The organism is Pantoea sp. S-LA4, assembly GCF_054482835.1.
The window spans coordinates 3992276-4014358 of the sequence record NZ_JBTLRC010000002.1; the positions used below are offsets into that span (position 1 = coordinate 3992276).

At 56.8% G+C, this 22083-nt stretch carries 19 protein-coding genes, 4 tRNA genes and 1 other RNA gene; 18 read left to right on the plus strand and 6 right to left on the minus strand.

The features are described 5' to 3' along the window. Positions 1–23 precede the first annotated feature (23 nt). The 6 genes from wecG to ACX3P5_RS19560 all read left to right on the plus strand — a co-directional run bounded on the left by wecG (position 24) and on the right by ACX3P5_RS19560 (position 1539). Positions 24–764: a lipopolysaccharide N-acetylmannosaminouronosyltransferase gene (gene wecG, locus ACX3P5_RS19535; protein WP_458969153.1), complete on the plus strand. Its 741-nt coding sequence runs from the start codon at positions 24–26 to the stop codon at positions 762–764. Between the two features lie 158 nt (positions 765–922). Next, positions 923–999: transfer RNA gene (locus ACX3P5_RS19540), tRNA-Arg, on the plus strand. A 102-nt stretch (positions 1000–1101) separates the two neighbouring features. Continuing rightward, positions 1102–1177 (plus strand) — tRNA-His (locus ACX3P5_RS19545). Between the two features lie 16 nt (positions 1178–1193). Further along, positions 1194–1280 (plus strand) — tRNA-Leu (locus ACX3P5_RS19550). 20 nt (positions 1281–1300) lie between these two features. Further along, a tRNA-Pro gene (locus tag ACX3P5_RS19555) sits at positions 1301–1377 on the plus strand. A gap of 32 nt (positions 1378–1409) precedes the next feature. Beyond that, a non-coding RNA gene (locus tag ACX3P5_RS19560) (RtT sRNA) lies at positions 1410–1539 on the plus strand. A 1104-nt stretch (positions 1540–2643) separates the two neighbouring features. On the opposite strand, the gene hemY is transcribed toward ACX3P5_RS19560, so the two are convergent. Genes hemY through hemC form a run of 4 tightly spaced genes read right to left on the minus strand, consistent with a single transcriptional unit; the run spans position 2644 to position 6668 of the window. Continuing rightward, positions 2644–3840 carry a protoheme IX biogenesis protein HemY gene (gene hemY / locus ACX3P5_RS19565; protein ID WP_233985659.1) on the minus strand — a complete coding sequence of 399 codons (1197 nt, stop codon included), beginning with the start codon at positions 3838–3840 and terminating at the stop codon, positions 2644–2646. A 2-nt stretch (positions 3841–3842) separates the two neighbouring features. Then, a complete protein-coding gene (hemX, locus tag ACX3P5_RS19570) occupies positions 3843–4976 on the minus strand; it encodes a uroporphyrinogen-III C-methyltransferase (protein ID WP_233985658.1) in 1134 nt (377 codons plus the stop codon). Between the two features lie 25 nt (positions 4977–5001). Continuing rightward, positions 5002–5730 carry a uroporphyrinogen-III synthase gene (gene hemD, locus ACX3P5_RS19575; protein WP_336756919.1) on the minus strand — a complete coding sequence of 243 codons (729 nt, stop codon included), beginning with the start codon at positions 5728–5730 and terminating at the stop codon, positions 5002–5004. Beyond that, entirely contained in the window at positions 5727–6668 is a 942-nt protein-coding gene (gene hemC, locus ACX3P5_RS19580; RefSeq protein WP_336756918.1) for a hydroxymethylbilane synthase, read from the minus strand. The genes hemD and hemC overlap by 4 nt, the downstream gene beginning before the upstream one ends. Positions 6669–6981: 313 nt before the next feature. Between hemC and ACX3P5_RS19585 the strand changes: the two genes are divergently transcribed. From ACX3P5_RS19585 to ACX3P5_RS19630, 10 genes are all read left to right on the plus strand, one after another. Beyond that, positions 6982–9540 carry a class I adenylate cyclase gene (locus ACX3P5_RS19585; protein ID WP_293002437.1) on the plus strand — a complete coding sequence of 853 codons (2559 nt, stop codon included), beginning with the start codon at positions 6982–6984 and terminating at the stop codon, positions 9538–9540. A 146-nt stretch (positions 9541–9686) separates the two neighbouring features. Next, positions 9687–9887 carry an LPS translocon maturation chaperone LptM gene (gene lptM / locus ACX3P5_RS19590; RefSeq protein WP_031375042.1) on the plus strand — a complete coding sequence of 67 codons (201 nt, stop codon included), beginning with the start codon at positions 9687–9689 and terminating at the stop codon, positions 9885–9887. 28 nt (positions 9888–9915) lie between these two features. Continuing rightward, positions 9916–10740, plus strand: a complete 825-nt coding sequence (gene dapF, locus ACX3P5_RS19595) for a diaminopimelate epimerase (RefSeq protein WP_233985654.1) — start codon at positions 9916–9918, stop codon at positions 10738–10740. Next, positions 10737–11441, plus strand: coding sequence for a DUF484 domain-containing protein (locus ACX3P5_RS19600; protein ID WP_233985653.1), 705 nt, complete (start codon positions 10737–10739; stop codon positions 11439–11441). Before dapF ends, ACX3P5_RS19600 begins: the two co-directional genes overlap by 4 nt. Further along, positions 11438–12343: a tyrosine recombinase XerC gene (gene xerC, locus ACX3P5_RS19605; RefSeq protein WP_233985652.1), complete on the plus strand. Its 906-nt coding sequence runs from the start codon at positions 11438–11440 to the stop codon at positions 12341–12343. The genes ACX3P5_RS19600 and xerC overlap by 4 nt, the downstream gene beginning before the upstream one ends. Continuing rightward, the gene (gene yigB, locus ACX3P5_RS19610; protein ID WP_458969154.1) at positions 12340–13056 is read left to right on the plus strand and encodes a 5-amino-6-(5-phospho-D-ribitylamino)uracil phosphatase YigB; all 717 of its coding nucleotides are present in this window, start codon (positions 12340–12342) and stop codon (positions 13054–13056) included. The genes xerC and yigB overlap by 4 nt, the downstream gene beginning before the upstream one ends. A gap of 165 nt (positions 13057–13221) precedes the next feature. Further along, entirely contained in the window at positions 13222–15384 is a 2163-nt protein-coding gene (gene uvrD, locus ACX3P5_RS19615) for a DNA helicase II (protein WP_233985650.1), read from the plus strand. A 66-nt stretch (positions 15385–15450) separates the two neighbouring features. Next, entirely contained in the window at positions 15451–15507 is a 57-nt protein-coding gene (gene ysgD, locus ACX3P5_RS19620) for a YsgD/CorL family protein (protein ID WP_353846917.1), read from the plus strand. A gap of 179 nt (positions 15508–15686) precedes the next feature. After that, on the plus strand, positions 15687–16640 hold the full coding sequence (gene corA, locus ACX3P5_RS19625) for a magnesium/cobalt transporter CorA (RefSeq protein WP_233985649.1): 954 nt from the start codon (positions 15687–15689) through the stop codon (positions 16638–16640). A gap of 97 nt (positions 16641–16737) precedes the next feature. Continuing rightward, positions 16738–17790: an AbrB family transcriptional regulator gene (locus ACX3P5_RS19630; protein ID WP_233985648.1), complete on the plus strand. Its 1053-nt coding sequence runs from the start codon at positions 16738–16740 to the stop codon at positions 17788–17790. On the opposite strand, the gene rarD is transcribed toward ACX3P5_RS19630, so the two are convergent. Beyond that, the gene (rarD, locus tag ACX3P5_RS19635; RefSeq protein WP_233985646.1) at positions 17761–18660 is read right to left on the minus strand and encodes an EamA family transporter RarD; all 900 of its coding nucleotides are present in this window, start codon (positions 18658–18660) and stop codon (positions 17761–17763) included. The two genes, ACX3P5_RS19630 and rarD, sit on opposite strands and share 30 nt — an antisense overlap. A 23-nt stretch (positions 18661–18683) precedes the next feature. Beyond that, complete coding sequence (locus ACX3P5_RS19640; RefSeq protein WP_233985645.1) at positions 18684–19154, minus strand: thioesterase family protein; 471 nt, start codon at positions 19152–19154, stop codon at positions 18684–18686. A 194-nt stretch (positions 19155–19348) separates the two neighbouring features. Between ACX3P5_RS19640 and pldA the strand changes: the two genes are divergently transcribed. Further along, a complete protein-coding gene (gene pldA / locus ACX3P5_RS19645; protein WP_233985644.1) occupies positions 19349–20227 on the plus strand; it encodes a phospholipase A in 879 nt (292 codons plus the stop codon). A 24-nt stretch (positions 20228–20251) separates the two neighbouring features. Beyond that, positions 20252–22081, plus strand: coding sequence for an ATP-dependent DNA helicase RecQ (gene recQ / locus ACX3P5_RS19650; protein ID WP_233985643.1), 1830 nt, complete (start codon positions 20252–20254; stop codon positions 22079–22081). The last annotated feature ends 2 nt before the right edge of the window (positions 22082–22083 follow it).

Consider the following 22083-nt stretch of genomic DNA (forward strand, 5'->3'; position numbering starts at 1 on the left):
AACCTCTGGGATTGACGGAAGATATGACAAAGTTACCTGACTCGCCGCAGTACCTGATTCGCGGCGTCACCTTGTATGGCTTCGACAGTATGCCGTCGGCGGTGGATTTTTTAATGCCGCCGCAGGGCGTGCGCAGCGGCATCTTAGTGGCTATTAATGCAGAAAAGATTCTGACTGCTGAACAGGATGAGGGATTGCGTAACCTGTTAGCGCAGGCGGAGTTCGCTTACCCGGACGGCATCAGCATTGTCCGTTCGATTCGTAAAAAATACCCGCAGGCGTCGGTGCAGCGCATTGCGGGCGCAGATTTATGGGAAGCGCTGATGGAGCGGGCCGGACGCGAAGGCACGCCGGTATTTCTGATCGGCGGACGTCAGGCGGTGCTGGATGAAACCTGCGACAAGCTGCGTCGCCAGTGGAATGTGAACATTGTCGGGGCGCAGGATGGTTACTTTGCCCCAGCCGAACAGGACGCACTGTTTGCCCGCGTGGCTGCCAGTGGCGCGAAGCTGGTGACGGTGGCGCTGGGTTCTCCTCGTCAGGAGATGCTGATGCTGGCGTGCCGTGCTCAATGGCCTGATGCGCTCTATATGGGTGTTGGTGGCACCTACGATGTTTTCACCGGTCATGTGAAGCGTGCGCCTAAAATCTGGCAGCGGCTCGGACTGGAGTGGCTCTACCGGCTGATCAGGCAACCGAGTCGCCTGCGGCGGCAATTAAAACTGCTGAAATATTTGCGCTATCACTGGCGGGGGGATCTCTGATATTGCTGATTAATGCCGCGTTTTTACCCGTTACGGCGGGAGAAGTGCACTATTTGTCGACGAAATGCACAAAGCGTAATCAAACGCGTTTTTTTATTGAAAAAGCACTAGACACGATGGGCGCTTATCTCTAGTATGCACATCCGCAACGGCGCTACGCGCCCGTAGCTCAGCTGGATAGAGCGCTGCCCTCCGGAGGCAGAGGTCTCAGGTTCGAATCCTGTCGGGCGCGCCATATCGTTTGTGCGCATGAGCTTCGGTGGTTTGATTTACCGCGTTAGTTGGCAGTAAAGATTCAGATGCTGCAGGTTTTGAACTTGTAACATTAAGTATTGTGGTGGCTATAGCTCAGTTGGTAGAGCCCTGGATTGTGATTCCAGTTGTCGTGGGTTCGAGTCCCATTAGCCACCCCAGATTTTGCTGGGATACGCGAAGGTGGCGGAATTGGTAGACGCGCTAGCTTCAGGTGTTAGTGTCTTAACGGACGTGAGGGTTCAAGTCCCTCTCTTCGCACCAGGCAAAACAGTTAAAAAAATCGGCGAGTAGCGCAGCTTGGTAGCGCAACTGGTTTGGGACCAGTGGGTCGGAGGTTCGAATCCTCTCTCGCCGACCATTTTAGAAACCTGTCTGAAAAGACAGGTTTTTTTTCGTCTGAGTAAAAAGAGGATGAGAACCTCCGAAGGAGGTTTGAGCCGAGCGTAGCGAGACAACGTTGCTTCAGCAACGGCCCGCAGGGCGCGGCTCGCAGAGCCGGGTAATCCTCTCTCGCCGACCATTTTAGAAACCTGTCTGAAAAGACAGGTTTTTTTTCGTCTGAATAAAAAGAGGATGAGAATTTCTGCGGGAGATTGGGGTAGGGTGCAGAGGAACAGCGTAGCTGTAAGTTCGAGCCTGCGCAGGGAATACGGTCAGATCGGAAAGGCGCTAATGCCATCCATGGCCGCTCGGCCCGCGCCGTCCCTGGCGCGGGACGCTTTCCTCCTCTGACCCTATTCCCTGCGCGTTGAGCATTTGCATTGCGGGCAGACTGACTCTGGTTTGGGCTGGCAACCGTCTGGAGTGCTAATCTAAGTACCTGATGTGTCTGCCAGACGTAAAGCGAAGGAAGCATACGCCTGTAGCAAAGCATCGCGGGCCAGAGACAAAACCGCGGGGAACGTTTTTAAACAACGCAAAGCGTTAGCCTGGCTACGGGCGCACCTCAGGGATGAGGTGCGTAATCGCCCGCACTGAGCCCGCCAGTGAAGGCGTTTTTTGCGTCTTTGCGAAAGGCGTATGCTTCCTGAAGCCTGCCCAATGGTAGAAGCGTGTCTGCGCGTGTAGCCAGATTCATCCCACTTTGATTTCGCCAGCAGTATGAACTGGATCGGCAGCGTCGTGAATTGCCGACAGATAAGTCATTGTTATTATTGCGTTCATAGTCAGTTTATTTTAACTGTCTCTATTCAGAGACAGAGAAAGTCACCGCTGTCGCTAAATACCTACACTTCCCGGCAGGTCTCCCGGAAGATGCTTTCAGTTAATTCTTTAACCTGCTGAATTATTGAGGTTTTAAAAAAATCATAAACCTGGCATGAATTATGCAGTAATGATTTTGTAGATGCTCATTCCACCTCTTATGTTTGCTGATGCAACATAAACCTGGGAATGATGCAGAGCCAATTTTTAGGTACCTGTTGTCTGCCTGCCTGTATCGCGTAAGTCTTACAGGGTTAACGGACACCACGTTGAGTCAGGTACCTCCCGGTTGTCTTACCGACCTGATCTTACACCTGCCAATGGCAGGTGTTTTTTTATCTGCGTGTTACTGACAACGGGCGGTAAATGACGGGCACAAAAAAGCCGGGCATGCCCGGCTTTCATACTCTGTTAAGCCCGATCAGCCGCCGGGATTATTCTTCAGCGTCAGCAGTAACCCCTCACGACGCATTTTCGCCGCTTCTTCCGGACGATGCAGACGATCATACACATCCGCCAGCCACGCATAGTCGAACGCATCAGGACGTTGCGCCAGCGCCTGCTGCAGCGCCTCGGCCGCCTGTTGCCATTCACCATGACGCATCAACAACTGACCCAGCGTGCTGTGCAGCAGCGGCGTCGCACCGTGTTGTTTGATCTGCTGGCGTAACGCTTTCTCCAGCGCCTCCGGATTGCCGCTCTTAATGCGCGGCATCAGCAGCACCAGCCGATCGTCATAGTGACGTTTCAGCCCTTCCAGCACGATTGACTGCGCGGTATCGTGATCGTCACACTCAATCAGGTGGTCAGCCATCGCCACCTGCAGCGTCGTTTCCTGGCGGGTTTTACGGCTCAGATTGCCCCACCAGCGCTTCAGTCCATCGCTACCCTGATCGGCCATCGCCTGACTCATCAGGCCCAGCCAGGCTTGCTGCTGCAGGGCAGTGCGATGATCGTCATCGCCGACCTGGGTTTTCTGCATCGCAGGCAGTATATCGAGCAGGGCGCTCCAGGCACCGGTACGGATATACGCCTGTTCGGCCAGACGCAGCACTTCAGGATGGCGCGGCGCGACTTCCAGTAATCGATCGATGCTGTGACGGGCGGCGTGATCTTCGTTACGCGCCAGCTGAATTCGCGCGCGGGCAATTTCTACCGGAATGGTGTTGCTGTCTGACAGCTCAGCCGCCCGCTCCAGATGCTGATTGGCGCGGGCTTCATCACCGCGCTGTTGCGCCGCTTCCGCCGCCAGCAGGTAGTTAGCGACCGGCACATCTGCATGATCGGCATCCTTAGAGAGCAGCTTTTCAACCTGACGATGGTCGCCTTCTGCCAGCTTCATCAGCGCCGACTGGGTATGACGCTGGGCGCGACGACGCTTACGGCCGGTAAACCAGCCGCGGGTACGGGCACCGGTACGCAGCACGCGACGCAGCAGCCACTCCACCGCCAGAATCACCAGCAGGCTGATGATCAGGATAATCACCAGGCCGGTAACGCTGGTTTCGATATTCCAGTTATCGGTCTGAATCAGCACATAGCCCTGATGACCGGCGATCATCGGTCCCAGCACCACGCCCGCAATCAGCAGGATAAAGAGGATAAATACCTTAAGCATGCTTAGCCTCCCTGCTGATTAGCAGCGGCAGAGGGTTGCGCTAACAGGTTCCGCACGCGGGTTTGCATCAGCTGCTCAAGTAACGGCTGGCTTTCCAGATTATCTGGCAGGTCCATATTGATGCTCTGCTGGCTCAGCTCATCCAGCTGGGCGAGAAACGCTTTGGTGGCGGCATCATTGGTGTCGTACCAGGCGCGAACCCAGGCAGAAACGGTGTCGATTGACTGTTTGTAGATTTCATCCTGATGGCGTGGCACCGCCTGGGCGGCGATCAGCAGACGAGAACGAATGTTCTCACGCAGATAAACGTCCTGATTAGGGGCCAGCAGCGGTTGTGCGGTGTTGTCACGGCGACGGATGGTAATGAAGTCATCCATAAAATTGTGCCAGCTCTTCACCAGATTCTGCCGCCATTCGCGCACCGAACCTGACAGTTCACCGCCGTCGCTATCCATCGGCGCATCATCGCTGTCATTATCGGCCAGACGCAGGTTATCGACGTTGTTCGACAGCTGATTCAGTTTCAGGATCACACCGTCATAATCGACCTGAGTGACCGAAGAGAGCGTGCTGATATCCTGAGTCAGGGCGCGACGAACATTCATTACGCTCGGGTCATTCATATCGGCCAGACTGGCATCGGCGCTTTTCAGCAACGCGGCAGCGGTAGTGACATCCTGGTCGCTCCATAGTTTGCGACCGGCCAGTTTCACCAGATAATCAGCCTGTGCCAGCAACCAGCTACGGACATCGTTGCCTGAAATTACGGCGACTTTCTCACGCAGCGTTTCCAGCTCTTTTGTGGATGCGCCCTGTTGTGCTTCGGCTTTCTGCAGGGCCGTTTCGGTGCTGCTCAGCTGTTGGGTGAGCTGCTGCTTATCGCTACTGGCCTGCTGCTGGAGCGCGCTAAGCTGCTCGCTCAGGCGCTGGTTGGTCTGTGCCTGTAAATCAGCCTGATGTTTCCCATTAAGGTATAAACCCGCACCAATCGCCAGCGCAATGACGATCGCAACCGCACCCAGCACCATTCCACCGTTTTTTGCTTTACGGGGTGGTGTGGTGTTGCTGGCAGCAGAGCGGTCAACCGCTGGGGTGGTTTCTTCAACCATGGCGGAGGAGTCTTTTTGTTCCGTCATATGTGGCACATCCCATTGTTAAAGTTCAGCGTAACGCGCGCAACAGCGCATCGTTATCGGCACCATCGGCTACCTGAATATCCTGCCAACCCAATCCTGCGGCCAGGGTAGCCAAACGTTCACTGACGACAATCAGTCGGCAGTTGAGCAGCCATTCCTCGCGATCAACTGCGGGGAACAGCGAAAAAAGCTGTTGTAACATTTCACCGCTGGTGACCACCAGCACTGAGACGCCACGATCGCGCCATCTCCGGCCTTCTGTCGCGCCATTGTACTGCTTCTGACAGCGCTGATAGCAGGCCGCAAAGCTTACCTCTGCGCCCCGCTGAGTTAACGTGTCCGCCAGCAGCTCGCGGCCAGGGTCGCCCCGTAAAATAAGGGCACGTTTGTGGGCAACCTGTTGCAGCGTGTTTAACCGGATTAATTCTTCACTGGTTTCCTGCGCATGCGGCCAGGTCACCTGATGGCCACTGGCGGTATGAAACGCCAGTGCAGTAGAACGACCAATTGCATAATAGTCCAGCCCGGCGGGCCACGCTGTGACCGCGTGTTGAGCGTAGTGGATAACCTGCTGTGACAGGATAAAAACCAGATCGCCAGGCTGCAGCGCCGCTAACTTTTGCGGCAGCTGAGGCAGATCGACGCCCGGCGCGAACTCAATCAGCGGCAGGCTCCAGGCCTGCTTACCCAGCGCATGCAGGCGTGACACCAGCTCTGCTGCGGCGGGTTCCGGACGCGTCACCAGGATCGTCATGCCGGCGGCTGCCCCTGATAGACCTCTCGCAGAATTTCACGCGCGCCGCCGTTCAGCAGTTCATCCGCAAGTGAAACGCCCATCTGTTCGGCCTGCGCGCGCGGTCCACGCCGCTCGCCGCTGACCATCACGCTGCCATCCGGTGCGCCAACCATGCCACGCAGCCAGAGCTCATCGCCTTCCAGCACGGCAAAACTGCCGATAGGAACCTGACAGCCGCCCTCTAAGCGGGTGTTCATGGCCCGTTCCGCTTTGACACAGACGGCAGTATCATCGTGGTTTAATGCCTGTAACAGGCTGATTAAGGTGCTGTCATCCACGCGGCATTCAATGCCGACCGCGCCCTGGCCGACGGCGGGCAGTGAAATCTCAGCGGGCAGTGCCTGACGGATACGATCTTCCAGGCCCAGACGCTTGAGACCGGCGACGGCCAGGATAATGGCGTCATATTCACCGGCATCGAGTTTGCCGAGGCGGGTGCCGACATTACCGCGCAGCGATCGAATCACCAGATCGGGGCGACGCGCGCTGATCTGGCACTGGCGGCGCAGGCTGGAGGTTCCGACCACCGCACCGTGCGGCAGGGCATCAATCGAATCATAATGATGAGAAACGAACGCATCGCGCGGATCATCGCGCTCGCAAATGGTGACCAGACCCAGCCCCAGCGGGAAATCGACCGGCACATCTTTCATCGAGTGCACCGCCATATCGGCACGGCCGTCCAGCATCGCCTGTTCAAGCTCTTTGACAAACAGCCCTTTACCGCCCACTTTGGCCAGCGGGGTGTCAAGGATAATGTCACCTTTGGTGACCATCGGCACCAGCTCAACGCGCAGGCCAGGATGGGCGCTCATCAAACGTTGCTGTACATAATGTGCCTGCCATAAGGCCAGCGGACTTTGTCTTGTAGCAATTCTGAAAATTTTGTCTAACATGCTGTTAACCATTTTGATCGTTCACTGAATATCCTATCATCTATGGGGGAATGCTGTCAGTTTCAACGGATTGAAAACGGCCTGCTCGCGGATTAGGCCCGATTTATCAAGCCTCATTTGATACCGGTGCTGAAAAGGCGGGAAGCCAGTAAGAACGTGCTAAACTGTTAAGTAGCGCAACTTTCTTTACGGTCAATCTGCCGGGTGTTAGATTGATCACGTTTCCAGCAATAATCTGCCCACTTTTACACTTCATAAGCGGCAGATGGTGGAAACAGGGTGCTTAAACACTGGGACAATCAGGCGAAACGTCTTGTACCTCTACATTGAGACACTGAAACAGAGACTGGATGCAATCAACCAGCTGCGCGTCGATCGTGCACTGGCTGCCATGGGACCCGCTTTTCAGCGCGTCTACAGTCTGCTGCCAACCTTATTACATTATCAACATCCGCAGATGCCGGGTTACCTTGAAGGTAGCGTTCCACATGGCATCAGCTTCTTCACGCCTGATGAAAATCAGCGTCAGCTGCTGGCCGATTTGACCGGCGACAGCGACCTGCGTCTGGCGGATACGCCAAAAGGCGAAATGCCGATCACGGCGATCTATTCGATGGGCAGCACCTCGTCTGTGGGTCAGAACAGCGTGTCGGATCTCGACATCTGGGTCTGCCATCAATCCTGGCTGGACAATGAAGAGCGCCTTAATCTGCAGCGTAAATGTACCATGCTGCAGAAGTGGTGCGTCTCCATGGGCGTGGAAGTGAGCTTTTTCCTGATCGATGAGAACCGTTTCCGGCATAACGAAAGCGGTAATCTGGGCGGGGAAGATTGCGGCTCAACACAACACATTCTGCTGCTGGATGAGTTTTACCGTACTGCGGTGCGCATGGCGGGTAAACGTATCCTGTGGAATATGGTGCCGGGCGAAGAAGAGCACCATTACGACGACTACGTGATGTCGCTGTATGCCAAAGGCGTGTTGACGCCGAATGAGTGGCTCGATCTGGGCGGCCTCGGTACGCTGTCGGCGGAAGAATATTTCGGCGCCAGCCTGTGGCAGCTCTATAAAAGCATCGACTCACCCTACAAAGCGGTGCTTAAAACGCTGCTGCTGGAAGCCTACAGCTGGGAATACCCGAATACGCAGTTGCTGGCGATGGACATCAAACAGCGTCTGCACGACGGCGAAATCATCTGCTTCGGGCTTGATCCCTACTGCATGATGCTGGAGCGCGTCACCCATTATCTGACCAGCGTGGACGATCAGCCACGTCTCGATCTGGTGCGCCGCTGCTTCTATCTCAAAGTGTGCGAAAAACTCAGCACCGAAGAACATCAGCATCGCACCGGCTGGCGGCGTGAAATTCTGCTGCAGCTGGTGAAAGAGTGGGGCTGGGATGAAGAGAAAATTGCCATCCTGGATAACCGCGCCGAGTGGAAAATCGAGCGGGTGCGTGAAGCGCACAACGAACTGCTGGATGCGATGATGCAGAGTTATCGCAATCTGATCCGCTTCGCCCGCCGCAACAATTTAAGCGTCAGCGCGAGTCCGCAGGATATCGGTGTGTTGACCCGTAAACTGTACGCCGCATTTGAAGCACTGCCGGGCAAAGTGACGCTGGTGAATCCGCAGATTTCGCCCGATCTCTCTGAACCGAATCTGACCTTTATCCACGTGCCGCCTGGCCGGGCCAATCGCTCTGGCTGGTATCTGTATAATCAGGCACCGGACATGGATTCGATCATCAGCCATCAGCCGCTGGAATATAACCGTTACCTGAATAAGCTGGTGGCGTGGGCGTGGTTTAACGGTCTGCTGACCCGCAAAACCCGGCTGCACATTAAAGGCAATGAGATCTGCGATCTGGCGCGCCTGCAGGAGCTGGTCAATGACGTCTCCAGTCATTTCCCGCTGCGTCTGCCGGCACCGACGCCGAAAGCGCTCTACAGTCCGTGTGAAATTCGCCACCTCGCGATTATCGTCAATCTTGAGCACGATCCGACCTCGGCGTTTCGCAATCAGGTGGTGCATTTCGACTTCCGCAAGCTGGATGTGTTCAGCTTTGGCCAGCAGCAACAGTGCCTGATCGGCAGTATCGACCTGCTCTACCGTAATTCGTGGAATGAGGTGCGTACGCTGCACTTCAGCGGCGAACAGGCGATGATTGAAGGGCTGAAAACCATCCTTGGCAAAATGCATCAGGATGCTGCGCCACCCGATACGGTCGAAGTGTTCTGCTACAGTCAGCATCTGCGCGGCCTGATCCGCACCCGTGTGCAGCAGCTGGTCTCGGAATGCATTGAGCTGCGTCTCTCCAGTACGCGTCAGGAGCCGGGTCGCTTTAAGGCGCTGCGCATGGCGGGCCAGACCTGGGGACTGTTCTTTGAACGCATGAGCGTGTCGGTACAGAAGCTGGAAAACGCGGTTGAATTTTACGGTGCGATCTCCAACAACAAGTTGCACGGCCTGTCGATCAAGGTGGAAACCAACCAGACGCCGCTGCCGCCGGTGGTGAACGGCTATGCCAGCGAAGGCATCATCCAGTTCTTTTTTGAAAACACCACCGATGAGCGTGGTTTCAATATCTACATTCTGGATGAGACCAATCGGGTCGAGGTGTATCACCACTGTGAAGGCAGCAAAGAGGAGCTGGTGCGTGACGTCAGCCGCTTCTACTCCTCATCGCACGATCGTTTCACCTACGGCTCCAGTTTTATCAACTTCAACCTGCCGCAGTTTTATCAGATCGTGAACACTGGCGAACGTTTCCAGGTGATTCCATTCCGCAGCCAGACGCTGACCCAGCTGTGCGCCTCGCAGCCTGACAACGACAACGGCGACTATCAGCCGCGCTATCAGGTGCATTAATAGCGATCGGCCGCCTGCCTGTGCAGGCGGCCATCATCTTCCTGGCCTGACACTCTGCTCACGCTATTTGCGGGCATTTCCTGTTGCTTTTCCAACTTCAACTGCGATGATAAGCATCCAGGTAAAGGACATGAAGAGCATAAAGAATGAAGAAAGTGATAAGCCTGTTGGCGATGGCGCTGGCCGTGACCAGCCTTGCCGGTTGTGGTCTGAAAGGGCCGCTCTACTTCCCGCCGAAGGACCAGCCGAAGAAACAGCAAGCGCCGACTGAACGCCAGAAAGCCGATGCATCTAAAGCGGATGTGAACGGTCTGGTGACCGGCGATTCGAGCGCGCAAGCGAACTAATATCATGGCTTATCCGGCGGAGCAAAAAATGCAGTTCTCCAAAATGCACGGTCTCGGCAACGACTTTATGGTGGTCGATGCGGTGACGCAAAACGTCTTTTTCTCGCCGGAACTGATCCGCCGGCTGGCCGATCGCCATCTGGGGATCGGTTTTGATCAACTGCTGATTGTTGAGCCGCCTTACGATCCCGATCTCGATTTCCACTATCGCATTTTCAACGCCGATGGCAGTGAAGTCGCCCAGTGTGGCAACGGCGCGCGCTGTTTTGCCCGCTTCGTTCAGCTGAAAGGGCTGACTAACAAAAGCGACATCCGCGTCAGTACCCAAAACGGCCGGATGGTGCTGAGCGTTACGCCGGACGATCAGGTTCGCGTCAACATGGGCGAGCCCAATTTCGAGCCGCAGCAGGTGCCGTTTCGCGCCAATAAAGCTGAAAATCTCTATCTGCTGCGCGTTGCCGAACAGACGGTGATGCTGGGCGCGGTTTCAATGGGCAATCCTCACTGCGTGATTCAGGTCGAAAGCGTGAAAACCGCGCAGGTTGAACTGCTGGGCCCGATTCTGGAAAGCCATGAACGCTTCCCGGATCGCGTTAACGTCGGCTTTATGGAAATCATCAGTCCGGAACATATTCGTCTGCGCGTGTATGAACGCGGCGCAGGGGAAACGCAGGCGTGCGGCAGCGGTGCCTGTGCTGCCGTTGCGTGCGGCATTCAGCAGGGTATTCTGGCGCCTAAAGTGCGCGTCGATCTGCCCGGTGGAACGCTGCATATCGCCTGGAAAGGGGCGGGTCAGCCGCTCTATATGACCGGACCTGCCACACACGTCTACGATGGGTTTATTCATCTATGAAAAATATCGAAGAGCAGACCGACACTACCGTTCTGCTGGACGATCAGGCCGTCAGCGATTATCTGCGGCAAAATCCCGATTTCTTCATCCGCAACGCCCGCCAGATTGAACAGATGGCGGTGCCGCATCCGGTGCGCGGCAGCGTGTCACTGGTTGAGTGGCACATGGCGCGGCAGCGTAACCACATTCAGCAGCTGGAAGAAGAGATCACCCTGCTGATGGAGCAGGCGACCGCCAATCACGAGCTGTTTGATCGCTTGCTGGCGCTGCAAAGCCATCTGGCGGCGGCCGATTCGCTGCAGGAGATGCTTAATCGTCTGCATCGCTGGGCGCGTGAACTCGGCCTGGCCGGTGCTAACGTGCGCCTGTTCAGTGATAAATGGCAGCTCGGCGCGCCCTCTGATTTCTTCCAGCTTAGCCTGTCACGTCAGGCGTTTGAGCCGCTGCGGATTCAGCGCTTCGGTAATCAGCATCACTATCTGGGTAATATCAATGGCCCGGAATTACTGCTGCTGTTGCCGCAGGCCAAAGCAATCGGTTCGGTTGCAATGTCCCTGATGGGCGAAGCGGGCGATCTGGGCGTGCTGATCTTCAGCAGCCGCGACAGCCAGCATTATCAATCCGGCATGGGAACGCTGCTGTTGCAGCACCTGTCACAGATGATGCCTGATTTGCTGGCCCGCTGGGTTGAACGCGCATGAACAGCGCGCTGCAGGAGGCCGTCGACGGATTTCTGCGCTACCTGAAAGTGGAGCGCCAGCTCAGTCCGCTGACCCAGAGCAGCTATGCCCGCCAGCTGGCGGCGCTGGTGGCGATTGCCGATGAGATGAAGCTCAGTAGCTGGGCGCAGCTGGAGCCGGCGCAGGTGCGCAGCATGGCCGCGCGCAGTCGTCGCGCCGGCCTGGCCGCCAGCAGCCTCGCGTTACGCCTTTCCGCGCTGCGCAGTTTTCTCGACTGGCAGGTCAGCCAGGGTTTACTCAGCGCCAACCCGGCTAAAGGGGTGATGACGCCGCGTAAGGCGCGCCATCTGCCAAAAAATATTGATGTGGATGACGTCAACCAACTGCTGGAGATCGATCCCAGCGACCCGCTGGCGGTGCGCGACCGCACCATGCTGGAAGTGATGTACGGCGGCGGGCTGCGTCTCTCTGAACTGGTGAATCTGGATTGTCGCCACGTCGATCTCGACTCCGGCGAAGTGTGGGTGGTGGGTAAGGGCAGCAAAGAGCGTCGTGTGCCGATTGGCCGCACCGCTGTCAGCTGGGTCCAGCACTGGTTACCGCTGCGAGCGGCCTTTAACGCTGAAGATGACGCGTTGTTCCTCTCTACGCGCGGCAACCGGATATCGACGCGCAACGTGCAAAAGCGCTTCGCCGAATGGGGTATTAAGCAGGGCGTCACCAGCCATATTCATCCGCATAAACTGCGTCACTCCTTTGCGACTCATTTGCTGGAGTCGAGCGGCGATCTGCGCGCCGTGCAGGAGCTGCTGGGCCACGCTAACCTCTCGACCACCCAGATTTATACCCATCTCGACTTCCAGCATCTGGCTTCGGTCTATGATGCTGCGCATCCCAGGGCCAAACGAGGAAAGAACGAATGAAGTTTTATCGTCCGCTGGCTGCCATCAAAGCGATCACCTTCGACCTTGATGACACGCTGTATGATAACTATCCGGTGATCCGCCGGACCACCGCTGAGTCACATGCGGCGTTGCAGGCCTTTCATCCGGCGCTGCGCGATTTTACGCCGCAGGCCTATCAGGCGCTGCGTGATGAGCTGTTACAGCGTGAGCCGGAGATCTATCACGACGTGTCGGAATGGCGTCGGCGTTCTGTTGAGCTGGCGATGCTGAATATTGGCTTGTCGGCTGCTGAAGCGACGGCGGGTGCAGAGCAGGTGATGGCGGTGTTTCATCAATGGCGTAGCCAGGTTGAGATGCCGGATGAGACCCATCAGACGCTGAAAAAACTGGCGGAAAAAGTGCCGCTGGTGGCGGTCACCAACGGTAATGCCTGCCCGGAAAAAATGGGGCTGGCTGATTACTTTCAGTTCACGCTGCGGGCCGGACCGGATGGGCGCGCCAAGCCGTGGCAGGATATGTATCAGCGGGCGGCGCAGCGGCTGAACATTGCGCCACAACACATTCTGCACGTCGGCGACGATCTCACTACCGATGTGGTGGGCTCGCTGCGTTGTGGGATGCAGGCCTGCTGGATTAACCTGCGCCAGGGTAACCTGATGCAGATCGCGGATGCGCGCCTGCTGCCGCACGTCGAAATTTCGCAGTTGGCATCCCTCACCTCACTGCTATAATGGCTGTAAATTTATCCAGTCGTCTTCCCAGTTTTCGCGCTGCGCTTGTGACGGTCGCCGGGTTTAAACCCGCCGGCTGCATCAATCGGCTGCCGCAACGCGCGGCCTGCCATCAGGCGGACCAGACCGGACGACGACGCTTCTCTTCTTTGGTAAACGGGGCTTATGGACGTTTCTGAACTGCTCGACGGTTTGAATGACAAACAGCGCGAGGCCGTTGCGGCACCGCGCAGTAACCTGCTGGTGCTGGCAGGCGCGGGCAGCGGCAAAACGCGGGTACTGGTGCATCGCATCGCCTGGCTGCTGTCGGTCGAGAACTGCTCACCTTACTCGATCATGGCGGTGACCTTTACCAACAAAGCGGCGGCCGAGATGCGTCACCGTATTGAGCAACTGATCGGTACCAGTCAGGGCGGGATGTGGATCGGCACCTTCCACGGCCTGGCGCACCGCTTGCTGCGTGCGCACCATCTGGACGCTAACCTGCCGCAGGATTTTCAGATCCTCGACAGCGAAGATCAGCTGCGCCTGCTCAAGCGCCTGATCAAATCGATGAACCTGGATGAGAAGCAGTGGCCGGCACGTCAGGGCATGTGGTACATCAACGGCAAAAAAGATGAAGGCCTGCGGCCAAAGCATATCGAAAGCTACGGTAACCCGGTCGAACAGACCTGGCTGCGCATCTATCAGGCTTATCAGGAAGCCTGTGACCGCGCCGGTTTAGTCGATTTTGCTGAACTGCTGCTGCGCGCGCATGAGCTGTGGCTCAACAAGCCGCACATTCTTAATCACTATCGCGAACGGTTCACCAATGTGCTGGTGGACGAGTTCCAGGATACCAACAACATTCAGTATGCGTGGATCCGTATGCTGGCGGGTGACAGCAGCCGGGTGATCATCGTCGGTGATGACGATCAGTCTATCTATGGCTGGCGCGGCGCGCAGGTTGAGAATATTCAGCGCTTCCTGCAGGACTTTCCCGGCGCGGAAACCATCCGCCTGGAGCAAAACTATCGCTCCACCAATAACATTCTGAAGTCTGCCAACGCCCTGATCGCCAACAACAACGGACGTCTGGGCAAAGAGCTGTGGACCGACGGCAGCGACGGCGAGCCTATCTCCATCTATTGCGCCTTTAACGAACTGGACGAAGCGCGCTTTGTGGTAAACCGCATCAAGACGTGGATGGAAAACGGCAATGCGCTGAACGATTGCGCCATTCTCTATCGCAGCAACGCCCAGTCGCGCGTGCTGGAAGAGGCGCTGCTGCAAAGCAGTATGCCGTACCGGATTTATGGCGGTATGCGCTTCTTCGAACGTCAGGAGATCAAAGATGCGCTCTCTTATCTGCGTCTGATGGCCAACCGCAATGATGACGCGGCATTTGAGCGCGTGGTGAATACCCCGACGCGTGGCGTCGGCGATCGTACCCTCGACGTGGTGCGTCAGACCGCGCGTGAACGGCAGATGACGTTGTGGCAGGCGACGCGTGAACTGCTGCAGACCCGGGCGCTGGCTGGTCGGGCTGCCTCGGCGCTGCAACGCTTCTGTGAACTGGTTGATTCGCTGGCTACCGAAACAGCAGAGTTGCCGCTGCACGTCCAGACCGATCGGGTGATCAAAGATTCCGGCCTGTGGCTGATGTACGAGCAGGAGAAAGGCGAAAAAGGCCAGGCTCGTATCGAAAACCTTGAGGAACTGGTGACCGCCACGCGCCAGTTCAGCTATCAGGATGAAGATGAAGATTTAATGCCGCTGCAGGCCTTTTTATCGCACGCGGCGCTGGAAGCGGGCGAAGGCCAGGCGGACAAATGGCAGGATGCGGTGCAGCTGATGACGCTGCACTCGGCAAAAGGGCTGGAGTTCAGCCAGGTGTTTATCGTCGGGATGGAAGAGGGGATGTTCCCAAGCCAGATGTCGCTGGATGAAGGCGGCCGGCTGGAAGAGGAGCGTCGTCTGGCTTACGTTGGCGTCACCCGTGCGATGATCAAGCTGACGCTGACCTATGCCGAAACCCGCCGACTCTATGGTAAGGAAGTGTATCACCGGCCTTCCCGTTTTATCGGCGAACTGCCGGAAGAGTGCATCGAAGAGGTGCGCTTACGCGCCAGCGTCAGCCGGCCGGTGAACCACCAGCGGATGGGCGCGCCGGTGAGCAAAAACGACAGCGGATTCGCGCTCGGCCAGCGGGTTCACCACGCAAAATTTGGTGAAGGCACCATCATTAATCTGGAAGGCAGCGGTGAGCACAGCCGCCTGCAGGTGGCCTTTCAGGGGCAGGGAATCAAGTGGTTAGTGGCGGCTTACGCCAAACTGGAAACCCTTTAGCTGCGGTTGACGACTTTTTCGTCTCAGCGTAACATGCGCCCACTATTATCATGAGAGGACAATGCCTTGGACACGCCCAGTCGATGCTGGCTCACTAACCTGGATAACAGGAATAACATCTAAGGCTACCTCTCTACGCGGGTAGCCTTAGCGGTTATCAGCGACCTCCCTTTACTAATCCCGTCGCACGAGTCAGCACTGATTTACCCTTGAAACTCTGTTTCCGTGTTCAGGTTGCCCGTTCCGCTTTGCGGAACGGCGAACGGCCTTGTCCCATTTAGTCTGCAATGGGGAGTATTGCTATGCTGAGCGCATTTAAACTGGATCACAGCCGCCTGACGCGTCTGGAGCTGGAAGACGAAAACGACAAACTGACCACCTCCGTCTGGGTCGATCTGATCGAACCGGAAGAGGGTGAGCGTGAACGGGTGCAATCGGAGCTGGGTCAGAGCCTGGCAACCCGACCTGAGCTGGAAGATATCGAGGCCTCAGCACGTTTCTTCGAAGATGAAGATGGCCTGCATATCCACTCCTTCTTCTTTTATGAAGATGCGGAAGATCACGCCGGTAACTCCACCGTGGCGTTCACCATTCGTGAAGGCCGCCTTTACACGCTGCGTGAACGCGAACTGCCGGCGTTTCGGCTCTATCGTATGCGTGCCCGCAACCAGACCCTGATTGACGGCAATGCGTTCGAACTGCTGCTCGACCTGTTTGAAACCAAAATCGAACAGCTGGCGGATGAGATTGAAAACATCTATAGCGCGCTGGAAAAACTCAGCCGGGTGATCATGGAAGGTCAGCAGGGCGAAGAGTACGATCTGGCGCTGTCCCGCTTAGCCGAACTGGAAGATATCGGCTGGAAGGTGCGCCTGTGCCTGATGGATACCCAGCGCGCGCTCAACTTCCTGGTGCGTAAAGCGCGTTTGCCGGGCAATCAGCTGGAACAGGCGCGTGAAATCCTGCGCGATATCGAATCGTTGCTGCCGCACAACGAGTCGCTGTTCCAGAAGGTAAACTTCCTGATGCAGGCGGCGATGGGCTTTATCAACATCGAACAGAACCGCATCATCAAGATCTTCTCGGTGGTATCGGTGGTGTTCCTGCCGCCAACGCTGGTTGCCTCCAGCTACGGCATGAACTTTGAGTTTATGCCCGAACTGAAGTGGAGCTTTGGTTATCCGGCCGCCATCGGCCTGATGATTCTGGCGGGTCTGGCACCCTACCTCTACTTCAAACGTAAAAACTGGTTATAAAGCGTGCAACGGGTCGTCTGATACGGCCCGTTTTGCTGGTCCCGGTCTGCATTTCTGCGTAATCTACTCCCCTCTTTTTACAAATTATTAACTTCTTATGGACGCTCTCTCGTTGCGCGCACAATGGACACTGCTGTTATTAAGCTCGGTGCTATTGGGCGGCGTGCTGCAATTTTTTCACCTGCCCGCCGCGCTGTTGCTGGGGCCGATGATTGTCGGAGTGGTGATGGGGCTGTCCGGCGCCACGCTGCGAATTGATAAACGGCTGTTTCTGCTGGCTCAGGCGATCCTGGGCTGCATGATTGCGCAGAGCCTTTCGCCTTCGATTCTGACGCCGCTGATTCAGGACTGGCCGGTGGTGCTGGCGGTGTTGCTGCTGACGCTGGCCGCCAGCGGGCTGTCGGGTTTTCTGCTGGTTCGCTTCAGTCATCTGCCCGGCCCGACCGGCGCATGGGGATCGTCACCGGGCGGTGCCTCAGCGATGGTGGCGATGGCCGGTGATTTTGGTGCTGACGTGCGGCTGGTGGCGTTTATGCAGTATCTGCGGGTGCTGTTTGTCGCGACGGCGGCCGCAATGGTGGCGCGAATCGGGCTGGGCGATGCAGCCCACAGCATTTCGACGATTTGGTTCCCGCCGCTGAATCGCGGTTTTGCGGTGACGCTAGCGGTCATGCTGATAGGGGCATGGCTCGGCACCCGGCTGCGTATTCCTTCCGGTGCCTTATTGCTGCCGGCGCTGGCCGGTGCGGCATTGCACAGCAGTGAAATAGCGGTTTTGCAGGTGCCGGAATGGCTGCTGGCGCTGGCGTACGCGCTGATCGGCTGGAGCGTCGGGCTGCGCTTCACCCGACCGGTCTTTTTGCTGGCATTACGTACGCTGCCGCAGATGCTGGCGTCAATCTTTGGATTGATGCTGCTCTGTGGTGGGCTGGCGTGGATGCTGACGCGGGTACTGCATATCGATCTGATGACGGCCTATCTCGCCACCAGTCCCGGCGGGCTGGACACGGTGGCGATTATTGCTGCCGGCACCCAGGTCAACATGGCATTTGTGATGGCATTACAGACGCTGCGGCTGTTCACCATCCTGTTGACCGGCCCGGCGATGGCGCGCTTTATCTCACGCTATGCGCGGCCGGCCACGGAATGAAAATGCCACCGCATCACAGACGAACACCAGCAGCGCCAGCCAGATAAAGCCAAAGGTCACCATTTTGTCTGGCGTGATAGTCTCGCCGTAGAACACCACCGCCAGCACGAACATCAGCGTCGGGCCCAGGTACTGAAAGAAACCGACGGTGGAGAGACGCAGGCGGCTACAGGCAGCGGCGAACAGCATCAGCGGAATGGTGGTAACGATACCGGCCGCCACCAGCTTCAGGTTCAGGCTCAGCGGATTGGCGGATAAGTGGCTGGTGGCGCTGTCGGCAAAGCCAAACAGGTAGATGGCCGCCAGCGGAAACAGCCACAGGGTCTCAATCAGCATCCCGCTCTGCGCATCCACCTGAATCTTTTTACGCAGCAGGCCATAAAAGGCAAAGCTTAGCGCCAGACCCAGCGCGATAATCGGCAGCGAACCGAACTGCCAGAGCTGCACCAGCACGCCGACGGTAGCCAGCAACACCGCCAGCCACTGTAAGCGGCGAAAACGCTCGCGCAAAAACAGCATGCCGAACACCACGTTAATCAGCGGGTTAATAAAGTAGCCGAGGCTGGCTTCCAGCATATGCTGGTTATTGACTGCCCAGATAAACAGCAGCCAGTTACCGCCGATAGTGAGCGCGGTGATCGCCAGCAACAGCACTTTTTTCGGCTGGCGCAGCACGCTGCGTACGCCAGGCCAGCTGCGGGTCAGGGAGATCAGGATCAGCATAAACAGGGCTGACCAGATAACCCGGTGCGTCATGATCTCGGTTGCCGGAACGGCTTTCACCAGTTTGAAATAAGCCGGGGCGATACCCCAGATAAAGTAAGCACCCAGTGCAAAGCCGACGCCCTGGCGAGTTTGTTGCGTATCCATGTCAGTTCCGTTGTCAGGCAAAATTAGCCGATCAGATAAGTGGCGGTTGCTGTGGCGATATAATCGCCCTGCTGGTTGTGTAATTCGACGCGGGCCACCGCGACTTTGTTGCCGGCGCGCAGCAGGCTGCTGGTGGCGGTAAAACGTTCACCGCGTCCCGGCCGTAAATAATCAACGCGCATGTCGATGGTGCCCATGCGGGAGAGACGCTGACGTAACTCCTCTTCGCTGATGCTCTGCTGGCGGGTGAGCGCATTGCTGACGCACACCATACCCGCCGCGACGTCCAGCACCGAGGCGATCACCCCGCCGTGCAAAATCTGCTGTGCGGTGTTGCCGACCAGCATGGTTTTGTTGGCAAAACTGATTTCGGCATAGTCAGCCTCCAGCCGCGTCAGTTCCAGGCCTAACGCCTGATTAAACGGCATGTGATACACGAAAATTTCGCCAACCAGTTGGCGAGCTTCCTGCTGCGTCAGCACGAGTGATGACATGATGCGGTGTCCTGAAAAATTCGGGCCAGAGGGGCGCGTAATGTTAATGAGCTGTGTATTCTATGCCGCTCGCGAGGGGGTTTCCAGTTTAAGAAATCAGCTCTCATCATCATTGCCATTTGTGTGTAGAATGGCCTGCTTTTTAACACACCCTTTCGGTACTTTTTACTACGCAGCGCTCACCGGAGAATTTTATGCGTAAGCATCGCGCCTTGCTGGCGGCTATGGTATTACTTCCTGCACTGGCGCAGGCGGACGAAGCTCAGGTTAAAGATGTTCATGACGCGCCGCAGGTGCGTGGCAGCATTATCGCTAACCTGCTGGAGAAGCATGACAACCCGTTTGTTCTCTATCCTTATGAGAACAACTATCTTCTCTATACCTATACCAGCGATCTCAATAAAGAGGCGATCTCCTCCTATAACTGGGCTGAAAATGCCCGTAAGGATGAGGTAAAATTCCAGCTCAGCCTGGCGTTCCCGCTGTGGCGCGGTATCCTGGGTGATAATTCGGTGCTGGCGGCCTCTTATACGCAGCGTTCCTGGTGGCAGTTGTCGAATCGCGGTGAGTCATCCCCGTTTCGTGAAACCAACTATGAGCCGCAGATTTTCCTGGGCTGGGCGACCGATTACTCGTTCGCGGGCTGGACCCTGCGTGATGTTGAGGTGGGTCTCAACCATGAATCTAATGGCCGTAGCGACCCCACTTCACGTAGCTGGAACCGCGTCTATACGCGTCTGATGGCGCAGAACGGCAACTTCATGGCGGAGATCAAACCCTGGTACCGCATTCCGGAAGGGGATAGCAGCGATGATAATCCCGATATCACCAAATATATGGGTTACTACCGCGCCAAATTGGGTTACATGCTCGGCGATAGTATCTTCAGTGTAGAAGGCAACTATAACTGGAACAGCGGTTATGGCGGCGCGACGTTTGGCTGGAGCTATCCGATCTCGGAGCACGTTCGCTTCTATACGCAGGTATTTAGCGGCTATGGCGAATCGCTGATCGATTACGACCATCGTCAGACCCGTCTGGGTGTCGGCGTAACGCTTAACGACTTGTTCTAATCCCTAACGAAAGACAGGAATAGCGTGGCAACCTCGGCAGTCCTTAATCAGGAAGCGCTGGCGCAGCAGGTATTGCAGGATACCTTCGGCTACCAGCAGTTTCGTCCCGGTCAACAGACAATCATTAACCAGGCGCTGAGCGGGCGCGACTGTCTGGTGGTGATGCCGACCGGCGGCGGTAAATCACTGTGCTATCAGATCCCGGCGCTGGTACGCGACGGGCTGACGCTGGTGGTTTCGCCGCTGATCTCGCTGATGAAAGATCAGGTGGATCAACTGCTGGCCAACGGCGTGGCGGCGGCCTACCTCAATTCGACCATGACGCGTGAGCAGCAGCAGACGGTGATGGCGGATTGCCGTACCGGTCGGGTTAAGCTGCTCTATATCGCGCCAGAACGCCTGATGATGGATAACTTCCTCGAAAATCTGGCGCACTGGCAGCCCGCCATGCTGGCGGTGGACGAAGCGCACTGTATTTCTCAGTGGGGCCACGATTTCCGTCCGGAGTATGGTGCGCTGGGACGGATGCGTCAGCGCTTCCCGGAGCTGCCGGTGATGGCGCTGACCGCTACCGCCGATGAAACCACCCGCAACGATATCGTTAACCTGTTGCATATGCAGGACCCGCTGATTCAGATCAGCAGTTTTGACCGCCCCAATATTCGCTATACGCTGGTCGAGAAATTCAAACCTACCGAGCAGTTGCTGCGTTACGTGCAGGATCAGCGCGGTAAGTGCGGCATCATTTACTGCAACAGCCGGGCGAAGGTCGAAGACACCGCCGCACGCCTGCAAAGCCGTGGATTGAGCGTGGGTGCCTACCATGCCGGAATCGACAGCGAGCAGCGCGCCCGGGTGCAGGAAGCGTTTCAGCGCGACGATCTGCAAATCGTGGTCGCCACGGTGGCATTCGGGATGGGCATCAACAAGCCCAACGTTCGCTTTGTGGTACATTTCGATATTCCGCGCAACATCGAATCCTACTATCAGGAAACCGGACGAGCAGGGCGTGATGGCCTGCCGGCTGAGGCGATGATGCTCTACGATCCGGCGGATATGGCGTGGCTGCGCAAATGTCTCGAAGAAAAAGCGCCGGGTCCGCTGCAGGATATTGAGCGTCATAAGCTCAACGCGATGGGGGCCTTCGCGGAAGCGCAGACCTGTCGCCGTCTGGTGCTACTCAACTACTTCGGTGAAGGCCGGCAGCAGCCGTGCGGCAACTGCGATATCTGTCTCGATCCGCCCAAGCGCTACGACGGTCTGGTTGAGGCGCAAAAAGCGCTCTCCGGTATCTATCGCGTCGGCCAGCGTTTCGGCATGGGATATATTGTCGAAGTGCTGCGTGGAGCCAATAACCAGCGAATCCGCGAGCTCGGGCACGACAAACTGCCGATTTACGGGCTGGGCAAAGATCAGAGCCATGAGCACTGGGTCAGCGTGTTACGCCAGCTGATTCATCTGGGGCTGGTCACGCAAAACATCGCCATGCACTCGGCGCTGCAGCTGACCGAAGCGGCACGGCCGGTGCTGCGTGGTGAAGTGCCGCTGATGCTGGCGGTTCCGCGGTTGATTACCGCCAGGCCGAAAAGCAACAGTCCGGCGAAGTTTCACGGCGGTAACTACGATCGCAAACTGTTTGCCAAGCTGCGTAAGCTGCGCAAAGCGATTGCTGATGAAGAGAATATTCCGCCATACGTGGTGTTCAATGACGCCACGCTGATCGAAATGGCCGAGCAGATGCCGGTCAGCGCCTCAGAGATGCTCAGCGTCAATGGCGTCGGCCACCGTAAACTGGAGCGCTTTGGCAAACCTTTCCTGGTGATGATCAAAGAGCACCTTGATGATGAAGAGTAAAG

Coding starts and splice junctions, on each gene's coding strand:
- rarD (WP_233985646.1), bottom strand. CDS start 18,660: ATGGATACGCAACAAACTCGCCAGGGCGTCGGCTTTGCACTGGGTGCT.
- hemD (WP_336756919.1), bottom strand. CDS start 5,730: ATGACGATCCTGGTGACGCGTCCGGAACCCGCCGCAGCAGAGCTGGTG.
- hemC (WP_336756918.1), bottom strand. CDS start 6,668: ATGTTAGACAAAATTTTCAGAATTGCTACAAGACAAAGTCCGCTGGCC.
- ACX3P5_RS19600 (WP_233985653.1), top strand. CDS start 10,737: ATGAAAAATATCGAAGAGCAGACCGACACTACCGTTCTGCTGGACGAT.
- hemY (WP_233985659.1), bottom strand. CDS start 3,840: ATGCTTAAGGTATTTATCCTCTTTATCCTGCTGATTGCGGGCGTGGTG.
- uvrD (WP_233985650.1), top strand. CDS start 13,222: ATGGACGTTTCTGAACTGCTCGACGGTTTGAATGACAAACAGCGCGAG.
- ACX3P5_RS19630 (WP_233985648.1), top strand. CDS start 16,738: ATGGACGCTCTCTCGTTGCGCGCACAATGGACACTGCTGTTATTAAGC.
- lptM (WP_031375042.1), top strand. CDS start 9,687: ATGAAGAAAGTGATAAGCCTGTTGGCGATGGCGCTGGCCGTGACCAGC.
- yigB (WP_458969154.1), top strand. CDS start 12,340: ATGAAGTTTTATCGTCCGCTGGCTGCCATCAAAGCGATCACCTTCGAC.
- wecG (WP_458969153.1), top strand. CDS start 24: ATGACAAAGTTACCTGACTCGCCGCAGTACCTGATTCGCGGCGTCACC.
- ACX3P5_RS19640 (WP_233985645.1), bottom strand. CDS start 19,154: ATGTCATCACTCGTGCTGACGCAGCAGGAAGCTCGCCAACTGGTTGGC.
- dapF (WP_233985654.1), top strand. CDS start 9,916: ATGCAGTTCTCCAAAATGCACGGTCTCGGCAACGACTTTATGGTGGTC.
- xerC (WP_233985652.1), top strand. CDS start 11,438: ATGAACAGCGCGCTGCAGGAGGCCGTCGACGGATTTCTGCGCTACCTG.
- pldA (WP_233985644.1), top strand. CDS start 19,349: ATGCGTAAGCATCGCGCCTTGCTGGCGGCTATGGTATTACTTCCTGCA.
- corA (WP_233985649.1), top strand. CDS start 15,687: ATGCTGAGCGCATTTAAACTGGATCACAGCCGCCTGACGCGTCTGGAG.
- hemX (WP_233985658.1), bottom strand. CDS start 4,976: ATGACGGAACAAAAAGACTCCTCCGCCATGGTTGAAGAAACCACCCCA.